Annotated in this window: 13 protein-coding genes; 7 read left to right on the top strand and 6 right to left on the bottom strand. The window is 75.0% G+C overall.

The window, feature by feature from the left end; translation table 11 throughout:
* Positions 1-34: 34 nt before the first annotated feature.
* From ACFY3U_RS01555 to cofC, 4 genes are all read right to left on the bottom strand, one after another.
* Positions 35-916: an NUDIX domain-containing protein gene (locus tag ACFY3U_RS01555; RefSeq protein ID WP_387193062.1), complete on the bottom strand. Its 882-nt coding sequence runs from the start codon at positions 914-916 to the stop codon at positions 35-37.
* A gap of 255 nt (positions 917-1,171) precedes the next feature.
* Positions 1,172-3,484: an RNA degradosome polyphosphate kinase gene (locus ACFY3U_RS01550; RefSeq protein WP_387193059.1), complete on the bottom strand. Its 2,313-nt coding sequence runs from the start codon at positions 3,482-3,484 to the stop codon at positions 1,172-1,174.
* 54 nt (positions 3,485-3,538) lie between these two features.
* On the bottom strand, positions 3,539-3,736 hold the full coding sequence (locus ACFY3U_RS01545; protein ID WP_387193056.1) for a cold-shock protein: 198 nt from the start codon (positions 3,734-3,736) through the stop codon (positions 3,539-3,541).
* Positions 3,737-3,758: 22 nt separating this feature from the next.
* Positions 3,759-4,415, bottom strand: a complete 657-nt coding sequence (gene cofC, locus ACFY3U_RS01540) for a 2-phospho-L-lactate guanylyltransferase (protein ID WP_387193053.1) — start codon at positions 4,413-4,415, stop codon at positions 3,759-3,761.
* Positions 4,416-4,538: 123 nt separating this feature from the next.
* Between cofC and ACFY3U_RS01535 the strand changes: the two genes are divergently transcribed.
* The 5 genes from ACFY3U_RS01535 to ACFY3U_RS01515 all read left to right on the top strand — a co-directional run bounded on the left by ACFY3U_RS01535 (position 4,539) and on the right by ACFY3U_RS01515 (position 9,558).
* A complete protein-coding gene (locus tag ACFY3U_RS01535) occupies positions 4,539-5,264 on the top strand; it encodes a lysophospholipid acyltransferase family protein (RefSeq protein ID WP_387193050.1) in 726 nt (241 codons plus the stop codon).
* A gap of 37 nt (positions 5,265-5,301) precedes the next feature.
* Positions 5,302-6,306: an NAD(P)H-dependent glycerol-3-phosphate dehydrogenase gene (locus ACFY3U_RS01530; protein WP_387193047.1), complete on the top strand. Its 1,005-nt coding sequence runs from the start codon at positions 5,302-5,304 to the stop codon at positions 6,304-6,306.
* Complete coding sequence (locus ACFY3U_RS01525) at positions 6,303-7,439, top strand: cystathionine gamma-lyase (RefSeq protein WP_387193044.1); 1,137 nt, start codon at positions 6,303-6,305, stop codon at positions 7,437-7,439. The genes ACFY3U_RS01530 and ACFY3U_RS01525 overlap by 4 nt, the downstream gene beginning before the upstream one ends.
* A gap of 136 nt (positions 7,440-7,575) precedes the next feature.
* Positions 7,576-8,367, top strand: a complete 792-nt coding sequence (locus ACFY3U_RS01520; RefSeq protein ID WP_387193041.1) for a putative protein N(5)-glutamine methyltransferase — start codon at positions 7,576-7,578, stop codon at positions 8,365-8,367.
* Positions 8,368-8,505: 138 nt separating this feature from the next.
* Complete coding sequence (locus ACFY3U_RS01515; RefSeq protein ID WP_387193037.1) at positions 8,506-9,558, top strand: ROK family protein; 1,053 nt, start codon at positions 8,506-8,508, stop codon at positions 9,556-9,558.
* 143 nt (positions 9,559-9,701) lie between these two features.
* On the opposite strand, the gene ACFY3U_RS01510 is transcribed toward ACFY3U_RS01515, so the two are convergent.
* On the bottom strand, positions 9,702-9,902 hold the full coding sequence (locus ACFY3U_RS01510) for a DUF397 domain-containing protein (protein WP_387193034.1): 201 nt from the start codon (positions 9,900-9,902) through the stop codon (positions 9,702-9,704).
* A 5-nt stretch (positions 9,903-9,907) separates the two neighbouring features.
* A complete protein-coding gene (locus tag ACFY3U_RS01505; protein WP_387193031.1) occupies positions 9,908-10,753 on the bottom strand; it encodes a helix-turn-helix domain-containing protein in 846 nt (281 codons plus the stop codon).
* A 237-nt stretch (positions 10,754-10,990) separates the two neighbouring features.
* Here ACFY3U_RS01505 and ACFY3U_RS01500 point away from each other — a divergent pair, with 237 nt between their 5' ends.
* Both ACFY3U_RS01500 and ACFY3U_RS01495 read left to right on the top strand, forming a co-directional pair.
* Positions 10,991-11,245 (top strand): hypothetical protein, encoded by a 255-nt coding sequence (locus ACFY3U_RS01500; RefSeq protein ID WP_387193028.1) that lies wholly within the window; start codon positions 10,991-10,993, stop codon positions 11,243-11,245.
* A gap of 148 nt (positions 11,246-11,393) precedes the next feature.
* Positions 11,394-12,494 (top strand): D-alanine--D-alanine ligase family protein, encoded by a 1,101-nt coding sequence (locus tag ACFY3U_RS01495; RefSeq protein WP_387193025.1) that lies wholly within the window; start codon positions 11,394-11,396, stop codon positions 12,492-12,494.
* The last annotated feature ends 9 nt before the right edge of the window (positions 12,495-12,503 follow it).

Below are 12,503 nucleotides of genomic sequence, written 5' to 3'. Positions count from 1 at the left end.
ACCGCTGGCGGGCGCCCCTTCGGCGTACCCGTGGTCAGAACCGGTCGGCGGCGACCAGCCGGTCCGCGGCGAACGCCAGCAGCCACCCGCCGCCCTTGGCGGTGGTGAAGTCGTCCGCCCGCCCGGTCAGCCGCTGCAGCGCGCCCGGGATCACCTTGCCCTGGCTGCACACCCCGACCGGCTCGCCGGCCGCGCCCAGCTGGGCCAGCCGGGCGGCGGCGGCCAGCGCCCGCTCGTCGCGCTGCTGCCCGCCGGTGGGCTCGTCCAGCTCCCCACACACCTCGATCGGCAGGTCCAGCAGCGTGGCCGCCGGGTCCAGGGTCTGTACGCACCGGCGGGGCGAGGCGGACAGCAGCCGGGCCGGGCGCACCAGGGCGACCAGCGGGGCCAGCGCCTCCGCCTCGGTGCGCCCCCGGGCGGACAGCGGCCGGCCGGTGTCCGGGCCGGACCAGGTGGCCCGCTGTCCGGCGTGCGCGTGCCGGACCAGGGCCAGCACTCCGGTCACCTCGGGCAGCGCCGCGAACGCGGCCAGCACCTCCGCGTCGTGCGGGTAGCTGACCAGCCGGGCCGCCGCGTCCACGTCGAGCCAGCGCACGTCGTCGACCTCGGTGCCCGGCTGGAAGCCGCCGGTGCCGACCGCCCGCATCGACCAGTAGTCGACCGCCTTGGGCCGTCCCTCGCTGCGGTAGCGGATGGTGGGCAGCCGCACCTGCGGCACGGCCACCACGTCGGTCTCCTCGGCCACCTCACGGACGGCGGCGAGCAGCGGGTGCTCGCCGACCTCCAGCTTGCCCTTGGGCAGCGACCAGTCGCCGTAGCGGGGGCGGTGCACCAGGCAGACCCGTACCCCGTAGGCCTCTCGCCGCCAGACCACACCCCCGGCCGCCCGGATTCCGACCGGTCCCTCGTCCCGCATCCGATCACCCTACTTCCGGGCGGCGCGCCGCACCGGCGGCTCCGCCGTCTCCCCGGCCGCCCGCCCGGCGCGGGGCCCCCCGCGGGGGGGGGGGGCGCCCCCGGGGGGGCGGGGCGCCGGGGGGCCCCCCCCCCCCCCCCCCCCCCCCCCCCGCGGGGCCGGGGGGCCCCCCCCCCGGCCCCCCCCCCGCCCCCCCCCCCGCCCGGGCGGGGGGGCCCCCCGGGGGGGGGGCCCCCCGCGACCGGTGCGGGGCGGTCAGGCGGTGGCGCCGCCGACCCGGCGCAGCAGCAGGTCCTGCAGGTGGGTGAGCGGCTCGTCCGGCGTGCCGGTACGGCGGGTCCAGGTGCCGTCCGGGGCCAGCTCGAACGCGTCGATGTCCGGCCCGAACGCCTCGGCCAGCACGTGGTCCAGTTCGGCCCGGGCGACCGGGTCGCTCACCTGCACCAGCGCCTCCACCCGACGGTCCAGGTTGCGGTGCATCAGGTCGGCCGAGCCCATCCAGAACTCGGCGTCGCCGTTGTTGCCGAACCGGAAGATCCGGGAGTGCTCCAGGAACCGGCCCAGGATCGAGCGGACCCGGATGTTGTCCGACAGCCCGGGCACCCCCGGCCGCAGCGTGCACATGCCACGGATCAGCAGGTCGACGTGCACGCCGGCCCGGGACGCCCGGTAGAGCGCGTCGGTGATCTCCTCGTCGACCAGCGAGTTCACCTTGAACTGCACCAGCCCGGGCATGCCCAGCCGGACGTGCGCGATCTCCCGGTCGATCCGCTCGATCAGCCCGCGGCGGATGCCCTGCGGGGCCACCAGCAGCCGGCGGAACGCGGTCTGCCGGCTGTAGCCGGTGAGCACGTTGAACAGGTCGGTCAGGTCGGCGCCGATCTCCGGATCGGCGGTCAGCACCCCGAAGTCCTCGTACAGTCGGGCGGTCTTGGGGTGGTAGTTGCCGGTGCCGATGTGGCAGTAGCGGCGGATCTGGTTGCCCTCCTGGCGCACCACCAGCGCGGTCTTGCAGTGCGTCTTGAGCCCGACCAGGCCGTAGACCACGTGGCAGCCGGCCCGCTCCAGGGTGCGCGCCCAGCCGATGTTGGCCACCTCGTCGAAGCGCGCCTTCAGCTCCACCAGCACCACCACCTGCTTGCCGGCGGCGGCCGCGTCGACCAGCGCGTCGACGATCGGGGAGTCGCCGGAGGTGCGGTAGAGGGTCTGCTTGATGGCCAGCACGTGCGGGTCGGCGGCGGCCTGCTCGACGAAGCGCTGCACGCTGGTCGCGAACGAGTGGTACGGGTGGTGCACCAGCACGTCGCCGTCGCGCAGGGTGGCGAAGACGCTGCGCGGCACCTCACCCTCGGCCAGCCGCGGGTGGGTGGCCGGCACGAACGGCGGGTCCTTCAGGTCGGGGCGATCCGCCTCGCCGTAGAGCTGCCACAGCGCGGAGAGGTCCAGCAGGCCGCGCACCCGCAGCGCGTCTTGCGCGTCCATGTCCAGCTCGCGGACGAGCAGCTCCAGCATGTGGTCGGAGATGCTGGCGGCGACCTCGAGGCGTACCGGTGGGCCGAAGCGGCGTCGGGCCAGCTCCCGCTCCAGGGCCTGGAGCAGGTCCTCGTCGCGGTCCTCGTCGACCTCCACCTCGGCGTTGCGGGTGACCCGGAACAGGTGGCACTCGACCACCTGCATGCCGGAGAAGAGCTGGCCGAGGTGCACCGAGATGAGCTCCTCGACCGGCAGCATCCGCAGCCCCGGCTGGTCGCGGTGCACCCGGACGAACCGGGGCACGTTGTTCGGCACCTTGACCCGGGCGAACAGCTCCGAGCCGCCGTCCGGGTCGCGGACGGCCACGGCCAGGTTCAGCGACCGGCCGGAGATGTACGGGAACGGGTGCGCCGGGTCGACCGCGAGCGGGGTGAGCACCGGGAAGATGTGCTCCCGGAAGTAGGTGCGCAGCCGCTCCCGCTCCGGGTCGTCCAGGTCGGCCCAGCGCAGCACCCTGATGTCCTCGGCGGCCAGCTTCGGCAGCACGTCGTCGACGAAGCAGGCGGCGTGCCGGCCGACCAGGTCGGCCGTCTGCTCCGAGATGAGCTCCAGCTGGGCGCGCAGCGGCAGCCGGTCGCCGCCGCGGACCGGCAGGCCGGCGGAGAGGCGACGCTTCAGCCCGGCCACCCGGACCATGTAGAACTCGTCCAGGTTGCTGGCGAAGATGGCGAGGAACTTGGCCCGCTCCAGCAGCGGGGTGCGCTGGTCCTCGGCCAGCGCCAGCACCCGGGCGTTGAAGTCGAGCCAGGACAGCTCGCGGTTGAGGAAGCGGTCCTCGGGCAGCGGCACGGCCGACGGCGGCGCCGCGTCCGGGTCGTCGGTCGCGAGTTCTTCCACGTCCATCACCTCGTCCAGGCCGGCGGAGGCGCCCGCGGCGCTGGCGTCGGGAGAGTCCGGCGCCGACACGATCACCTCTTCGGGTGCCGAGGAGGGACGGAACCGGCCGTCCGCGCCCCGGGTGCGGGTGCCGTTGCGGTGGCCGGGCGGGTCGGTGGCGTGGGGCTGACTGTCGGGGTGTTCGCGAGGGGAGCTCACCCGCTCATAATCACCCTAATTCGGTGAACGCAAAATGAACTCGGCCCAGGTTGATCACTGCATGGTCGGCAACGTCACTCGGACGACCTCGCCGTCCGGATCGGTCTGCACCCGCAGCCGCTGCCCGAGGCGCAGCAGTCGCAGCCCGGACGCGTCGAAGGCCCGGGCCGGGAAGGCCAGCTCGGTGCCGTCGTCCAGGAGCAGCACGCCGGTGCGGGTGTGCGCGTCGAAGGTGGCGACCGTGCCCTGCATGCCAGCACCGTACACCGGGAGGTCAGGCCGGGCGGCCGGCCGGCTGATCGGTTCCGGCCAGCAGCGCGGTGCGCGGGCCCAGCCCGAGCCGGGCCGCGGCGGCCAGGTCGGCGGCGGTGTCCACATCCCGCCGCAGGCTCGGCCAGTCGCCGGTCAGCGGCACCGCCCCGCTGTCGGTGTGGGCCGCCGCCGATCCGCCGCCGAACCGGGGGTCCAGCGGCAGGCCGGGCGGCGCGGCCAGCAGCACCGTGCCGGTGCCCGGGGCGTCGGCCACGAACCGGCGTACCGGCCCGGACCCGGCGGTGGCCGCGTGCAGCGCCGCGGCCAGCTCGGCCGGCCGCAGCGCGGGCAGGTCCGCGGTGATCCCCGCCACCCGGACCGGGCCGTCGGCGGCGGCGACCCGCGCGCCGTGCCGCAGCGCCGCGTTCAGCCCGGCGCCCGGCGCGTCCGGCACCACCCGCGCGCCCTCGGCGGCGGCCACCGCCGCGACCCGGGAGTCGTCGGTGATCACCAGCACCCCGGCGACCGCCGGGCATGCCAGCACCGCGCGGACCGTGTCGGCCGCCAGCGCCAGCGCCAGCTCCTCATGGGGTACGGCGGGAAGCGCCCCGCGCAGCCGGCTCTTAGCCGCGGCGAGGCGCTTCACCGGCACCACCACGGTCCAGGTCGGCTGACGCACGCCGACAATCCTGCCAGCGTCCCCGGCGGTACCCTCACTGGCCGTACCCGGGACGAGCAGGCATGATTTCCGCTGCGGGCAACCCGGGCGGTGCGGCGCGGGGTCCGGCGACGAGGAGGCAGGGTGACACGGCGCAGGCTGGGGTTCTGGCAACGTTTCGCCGTGGTGCTGGTCAAGCCCGTGATGCTGGCGTGGACCCGGCGCACCTGGCACGGCGCGGAGCAGCTGCGCCGCGAGGGCGGCATCATCATCGTGCCCAACCACCTGTCGCACGCCGACCCGCTGGTGTCGGCGCACTTCATCCACGACGCCGGCCGCTGGCCGCAGTTCCTCGGCAAGGCCAGCGTGTTCCGGGTGCCGGTGATCGGCTGGATCCTGCACCGGTGCAAGCAGATCCCGGTGGAGCGCGGCACCGTCGAGGCGGTCAAGTCGCTGGACAAGCTGGTCGCCGCCCTGGCCGCCGGCGGCGCGGTGGTGATCTACCCGGAGGGCACCACCACCCGCCACCCCGAGCTGTGGCCGATGAAGGGCAAGACCGGGGCGGCCCGGCTGGCGCTGGCCACCGGCGCCCCGGTGATCCCGCTGGCGATGTGGGGGCCGGAGCGGCTGTTCGACCCGCGCGACGCCCGGTTCGGCCTGCGGCCCCGCACCCCGGTGACGGTGGTGGCCGGTCCGCCGGTCGACCTGTCCCGGTGGGCGGGCGCCACCCCGAGCCGGGCCGTCCTCGAGGAGATGACCGACCAGATCATGCTGACCCTGCGGGACATGCTCGCCGAGATCCGTGGCGGCACACCGCCGCCGCTCTGGGAACGTCCCGTCCGTCCCCGTTCTCCCGAGGTGACCGAATGAGCGAACATGGTGGCGGCTACCAGGAGAGGGCGACGGCATGAGTCACGTGGCAGTGCTGGGCGCCGGCTCCTGGGGGACGGCGTTCGCCAAGATCCTCGCGGACGCCGGGCGGGACGTGACCGTCTGGGCCCGGCGGGAGTCGGTCGCCGACGCGATCCGGGCCGACCGTCGTAATCCGGAGTACCTGCCGGACCTGCGGCTGCCCGAGCGGGTCACCGCGACCGGGGACGCCGCCAAGGCGATCTCCGGCGCCGAGCTGGTGGTGCTCTCGGTGCCGTCGCAGACGCTGCGCGGCAACCTCGCCGGCTGGGCCGGCCACCTCGCCCCGGACGCCACCCTGGTCTCCCTGATGAAGGGCATCGAGCTGGGCACCACCCGGCGGATGAGCGAGGTCATCGTGGAGACCGCCGGGGTCACCCCGGACCGGGTGGTGGTGGTCTCCGGCCCCAACCTGGCGCCGGAGATCGCCGCCGAGCAGCCCGCCGCGACCGTGGTCGCCGGCACCGACTCCCGCCGCGCCGCGCTGGTCCAGGCGTCGATCCGGACGCCCTACTTCCGGCCGTACACCAACGACGACGTGATCGGCTGCGAGCTGGGCGGGGCGGTGAAGAACGTGATCGCCCTGGCGTACGGGATCGCCACCGCGATGGGCTTCGGCGACAACACCCGGGCGATGCTGATGACCCGCGGCCTGGCCGAGACCGCCCGGCTGGGCGTGGCGCTGGGCGCCGACCCGATCACCTTCGCCGGGCTGGCCGGCATGGGCGACCTGGTGGCGTCCTGCTCGTCGCCGCTGGCCCGCAACCGGACCTTCGGCGAGCACCTGGGCCGGGGGGAGACGCTGGAGCAGGCGCAGACGGCCACCCGGCAGACCGCCGAGGGCGTGAAGAGCTGCCTGGCCATCCGGGACCTGGCCCGGGCGCACGGGGTGGAGATGCCGATCACCGAGCAGATCGAGCGGATCTGCCACGAGGGGATGGACCCGAGGCTGGCGGTGGACGCGCTGATGAGCCGGACCGCCAAGCCGGAGTCGTACGAGTGAGCGGCGGCGAGTGGCACGACGGCACCCGGTGCGTGCACGCCGGGCTGCCCGAGCCGACGCCGGGGGAGCCGTTCCTGCCGGGGCCGGTCTTCGCCGCGCCGTACCACCTCGACCCCTGGCAGGGGCCGGCCGCCGCGGCCAACGGCTACGGCCGGTCGGACAACCCCACCCGGCGGCTGCTGGAAGCCGCCATCGGCGAATTGGAGGGCGGGGACTGCCGGGTCTTCGCCACCGGCCAGGCGGCCATCACCGGGCTGCTGCTGGCCGTGCTGCGTCCCGGGGACACCGTGCTGCTGCCCGCCGACGGGTACTACCCGCTGCGGGCGTTCGCCGCCGCCACCCTGGAGCGGATCGGGGTACGGGTGGTCCTGGTGCCGACCGCCGGGCCGTACCCGTCGTTCGACGGGGTGCGGCTGGTGCTGCTGGAGACCCCGGCGAACCCCGGGCTGGACGTGGCCGACGTGGCCGCCCTCGCCGCGGCGGCGCACGCCGCCGGCGCCCTGGTCGCGGTGGACAACACCACCGCCACCCCGCTCGGCCAGCGCCCGCTGGACCTCGGCGCGGACCTGGCCGTCGCGTCCGGTACCAAGGCCCTGACCGGCCACTCCGACCTGCTGCTCGGCTACGTCGCGACCCGCTCGGCGGAGCTGCTGGAGACGCTGACCGGGTGGCGGACCGCCACCGGCGGGGTGCCCGGCGCGTTCGACGCCTGGCTGGCGCACCGCTCGCTGGCCACCCTGGACCTGCGGCTGGGCCGGCAGTCCGCCAACGCGGCGGCCGTCGCCGAGCTGCTCGCCGGGCGCGCCGACGTGACCGGGCTGCGTTGGCCGGGGCGGCCGGACGACCCGGCGTACCCGGTGGCGTCGGCGCAGATGCGGCGGGTGCCCGGCGTGCTCTCCTTCGACCTGGGCGACGCCGACCGGGTGGCCCGGTTCGTCTCCGCGTCCCGGCTGGTCGCCGCGGCGACCTCGTTCGGCGGCCTGCACACCACCGCGGACCGGCGGGCGCAGTGGGGCGACGACACCCCGCCGGGCTTCGTGCGGCTCTCCTGCGGGGTGGAGGACACCGCGGATCTGGTCGCCGACCTGACCGCCGCGCTGGACACCGCCGGCCAGGCCGATCCGCTATCGTGATGTCGGCCCGCCTGGGCCCCGACCGGAGGAGGTGAGTCCGATCCACCAGACACCAGGACCGGCGCTCCCCACCGAGTCCCCGTCGCCCCGGTAGCGACGGCGGGAGCGCCGACGAGCGTTCCCGAAAGGCATCGCCATGGCACCGAAGCTGTTCCACCACGACCTGCCCGACCTGGTCACCCGGCTGCGCGCCGCCGGTTGTGTCTACGCCGAGGACGAGGCCGCGCTGCTCGTCGCCGCCGCCGACTCGGCCCGGGCGCTGACCGTCCTCACCGACCGGCGGATCGCCGGTGAACCGCTGGAGCACCTGCTCGGCTGGGCCGAGTTCTGCGGTCGCCGGATCGTCGTCGACCCCGGGGTGTTCGTCCCTCGGGCCCGTACCGCGCTGCTGGTGGAGGCCGCCGCGTCGGTCGCCGGGCCGGCACCGGCGCTGGTCGAACTCTGCTGCGGCTCGGGCGCGATCAGCGTCGCCCTGACCGACCGGCTGGCCCCGCGCTGGCTCGCCGCCGTCGACGTCGATCCGGCCGCCGTCGCCTGTGCCCGTCGTAACCTGGCCGGTCGGGATGCCACCGTCCTGGCGGGCGACCTGTACGACCCGTTGCCGCGCAGCTGGCGGGGCCGGCTCGACGTGGTGGTGGCGAACGCCCCGTACGTGCCCACCCGGGCGGTGGGGTTGATGCCGGCGGAGGCCCGGCTGCACGAGGCGCCGGTGGCGCTGGACGGCGGTATCGACGGGCTGGCCGTGCTGCGCCGGGTGGCCGCCGGGGCGGTGGACTGGCTGCGGCCCGGCGGCCACCTGGTGGTGGAGGTGAGCGACGAGCAGGCCGAGGCGCTCTGCGGCGCGCTGTCCGGGCTGGGCCTGGTGCCGACCGTTCGGCACGCCGAACAGTGGGACGCCACCGGGGTGGTCGCCCGCCGGCCGGACTGAGCCCGCCGCCCGGTTCCCGCCGCCCGGTTCCCGCCGCGCGGCCCCGCCGGCCCGAGTTCGGGTGGTTGCCGGTGGCGGGGCGTGGCGGGCACCGGGAACGGGAACTAGCCTCGCATCAGGCTCAGGCGGAGGTGGCGGATGGGCGGCGCGGACGTTCCGGTGGTGGTCGGCCTCGACAACGGCGGTACGAGCGACAACGCCACCGTGCTCACCGTCGACGGGCGGTTCCTGGTCGACGGTCTGCTGGAGATCCCCAGCGAGGTCGGCGCCGGCCCGGACGCCGCGATCGAGGCGCTGGCCCGCGCGCTCGACGGGGTGCTGGCGCACACCGGGGTGCCGCGTGAGCTGGTCCGGGCGGTCGGGCTGGACACCCCCGGGCCGGCCAGCGCCACCGGGGTGATCTCGTCCCGCGGGTCGACCAACTTCGCCCAGCCGGCCTGGCACGGCTTCGACGTCCGGGGGGCGCTGGAACGGCGGCTGGGCCTGCCGGTGGTATACCACAACGACGGCAACGCCGCCGCGCTCTACGCCCACCACGTGCACTTCGGCGCGGACGCGATGACCCGTTCCTCGGTGTCGGCGATCGTCGGCACCGGGCTGGGCGGCGGGGTGGTGGAGCAGGGCCGGGTGGTCACCGGTGCGGCCGGGATGGCCGGCGAGTTCGGGCACGTGCACATCCCGATGGCCGGCCTGCTCGCCCCGGACCAACCGGTGCCGACCTGCGCCTGCGGCTTCGCCGGGGACGCGGAGAGCGTCGCCTCGCTCACCGGGATCGGGCGGAACCTGCTGCCGTACTGGCTGGGCCGGCACCCCGACCACCCGCTCGCCGCCGAGGCGCCGGAGCGGGCCGCGAAGCTGCTGCGCGGGTACGCCGAACGCGGCGACGCGCTGGCCCGCGAGGTCTTCGCCCAGCAGGCGGCCGCGTTGGGCCGGCTGTTCACCGTGGCGGCCAACTTCACCGACCCGCACGCGTACTTCGTCGGGGGTGGGGTGGTGGAAGCGGCCCCGGAGTTCCGGGACTGGTTCCTGGCGACCGTCCGGGCGCACACCGTGCTGCGGGCCGAGCAGGCCGCGGTGGCCACCTTCGCCCTGGTGCCGGACCGGGACATGGCCGGTGCCCGGGGCGTGGCGATCGCCGCGCTGGAGACGCTACGGTCGGCGCCGCCCAGCCGGCCGGTGGTCACCGCCTGATCCGTCGCCCCGGACCGCGTCCGGCCGACCCGCCCGCCCCGGTCCTCCGGCCGACCCGTCCACCGTGGTCGGCCCGGTCCCGCGGGCCGACCCGTGCACCATCGTCGGCCCCCGGCACCCCGCCCGCGTCGTTGTGGCGCGGGTCAGCGGCGGGGTGGGCCGGCGACGAAGGCCGACCAGCTGCCGGGCCGGAACAGCAGCACCGGCCCGGCCGGGTCCTTGGAGTCGCGTACCGCGACCCCGCCCGGCAGCGCGGCCAGCTCGACGCAGGCGCCCTCGTCGCCGCTGTGGCTGCTGCGGCGCCAGGCGGCCGCGGCCAGCGCGGCGGGGATCATCGGTGTCATCGGTGCTACCGGCCCTTCATCAGCTGACGCAGCAGGTCGCGGCTGTCCGCCGGGCTGAGCGCGACGGTCCGCAGGTGCTCCATGATCTTGGTGCAGGTGCGCAGGTCGACCGGCCGGTCGATGACCATCTGCCCGGCGACGGTCTCCACCGACGCGATCGGCGGGTCCGCGGGGTCGGCGAACTCCAGCAGGTGCAGCGAGCCGCGGGTGCCGCGGTGGTAGCCGGCCGCCAACGGGATCACCTGGACGGTGACGTTCGGCAGCTCGCCCATGGTGAGCAGGTGGCGCAGCTGACCGTCCATCACCGCGTCGTCACCGACCGGCCGCAGCAGCGCGCCCTCGTCGATGATCGCGTCGTAGATCGGCGGGTCGTCGGCGGTGAGCCGCTGCTGCCGGTCGAGGCGCAGCCGGACCCGCTGCTCCACCTGCTCGTCGGTGAGCGTGTGCGGGCCGCCCCGCATCACCCCGCGGATGTAGTCCGCGGTCTGCAGCAGGCCGGGCACCACCGACGGTTCGAAGTTGGCGATCGCGGTCGCCTCCGCCTCCAGCGCGATGAAGTCGATGGTGCGCTTGTCGAGCAGGTGCGAGTAGGGCACCCACCAGCCGGGCTTGCGGGCGTCCCGGGCCAGCTGCACCGCCGCGGCGATCTCGTCGGCCCCGACCCCGTACAGCGTGAGCAGCGAGCGGACGGTGGCCGGGTTGACCAGCGTCTGGGCGTTCTCGTACCGGGACAGGGTGCTGCGGGTGCTGCTGATCTCGTCGGCGGCGGCCTCCAGGGTGAGACCGGCGGCCTCGCGGTGCGCCCGCAGGGCGATGCCGAGTCGACGCGCCCGGGCGGTCTTGGGAGCCATACTTCGATGGTTGCACATGTCTGAGGGAATGCCCGCATGAGAGAACATCGGTGAGAGTTGCATTCACGCATGCACAGATGTCACTCTGTGGTGGCGTCCTCACCGAGGGTTGTCGTGGCGACGGTTTCGGTGGGTGACCGGAGGGGATGGGGCGCGTGGCGATCGGGGTCTCTCCCCCCACCCGATCGCCACGTGCCACGTCCCGGCGGCGGGCGGCGGCGAGAGGCGGGTGACCCGATGACCGAGCGTGTGGCGACGACGACCCGGTTCCTGGTGGTGCTCACCGACGTGCGGCCCGTCGAGGGGGAAGTCCGCGACGAGCGCAACTGCCCCGAACGACGCCGGCAGGTGGTCGGGGCGAGCAGCCGGGTGGCCGCCGACCGGATCGCCGGCGCGTTCATGGCGCTGGGCATGGTCCGGGCCGGCCGGCAGCGGGTGAAGGTGATCGCGGTGGGCCGCCGGCACGGCACGGGTACGCCGGTCCCGCACTGAGCCTCACGCTCCGTATCGGTGCGGTTGACCGTTTGCGAGGCTGTCTCCCGTACTCCTCGGGTATCGGCATCGGCCCGCCGCCACCCACAGTAAGGTCAACCGGGTGAGCCGCCGGCGGCTCCGCAGTCGCGTACCGAGAGGTGACCCAGTGACCACCCCAGGCAAGACCCGCGTGGCGATCGTCTTCGGCGGCCGCAGCCCCGAGCACGGCATCTCCTGCGTCAGCGCGGGCAGCGTGCTCGGCGCCCTCGACCCGGACGAGTTCGAGGTGGTGCCGGTCGGCATCACCCGCCAGGGTCAGTGGGTGCTGACCAGCGGCGACCCGAGCGCGTTGGCGATCCAGGCGCGCAAGCTGCCGGAGATCACCGCGGGCTCCGGCGCCGAGGTGGTGCTCCGCGCCGACCCCACCGCGAACGGGCTGATGGTGCTCGACCCTACCGACGGGCCCCGGGCGCTGGCCGACGTGGACGTGGTCTTCCCGGTGCTGCACGGCGCGTACGGCGAGGACGGCACCATCCAGGGCATGCTCGAGATGGCCGACATCCCGTACGTCGGGGCGAACGTCTTCGCCTCCGCCGCCGCGATGGACAAGGAGTTCACCAAGAAGCTCTGCGCCGCCGAGGGCATCCCGGTCGGGCCGTACGCCGTGCTGCGCAACGGAATGACCCTCAGCGAGCGGGACAAGGAACGGCTCGGCCTGCCGGTCTTCGTCAAGCCGTCCCGGGCCGGTTCGTCCTTCGGCATCACCAAGGTCGACGACTGGGCCCAGCTCGATGCCGCCGTGGCCACCGCCCGCGAGATCGACACCAAGGTCCTGGTCGAGGGCGCCATCGTCGGCCGGGAGATCGAGTGCGGCGTGCTGGAGGGCGAGGCCGGCGGCGCGCCGGAGGCGTCCGTGCTCGCCGAGGTGCGGGTGGTCTCCGGCCACGACTGGTACGACTTCGAGGCGAAGTACATCGACGACGCCTGCGAGTACGACATCCCGGCCGGCCTGCCCGACGAGGTCACCCGCCAGGTCCGGGAGTACGCCACCCGCGCCTTCGACGCACTGGACTGCTCCGGCCTGGCCCGGGTCGACTTCTTCGTCACCCCGGAGCTGGAGATCTACCTCAACGAGATCAACACCATGCCCGGGTTCACCCCGACGTCGATGTTCCCGCGGATGTGGGCGGCCGCCGGCCTGGAGTACCCGAAGCTGGTCAACCGGCTCATCCGCACCGCCCTGCACCGCGACTCCGGCCCGCGCTGACCTCGCTCA

The sequence above is a fragment of the Micromonospora sp. NPDC000089 genome (assembly GCF_042899365.1).
Taxonomy (GTDB): domain Bacteria; phylum Actinomycetota; class Actinomycetes; order Mycobacteriales; family Micromonosporaceae; genus Micromonospora.
This window is presented reverse-complemented; position numbering and strand designations above follow the sequence as displayed.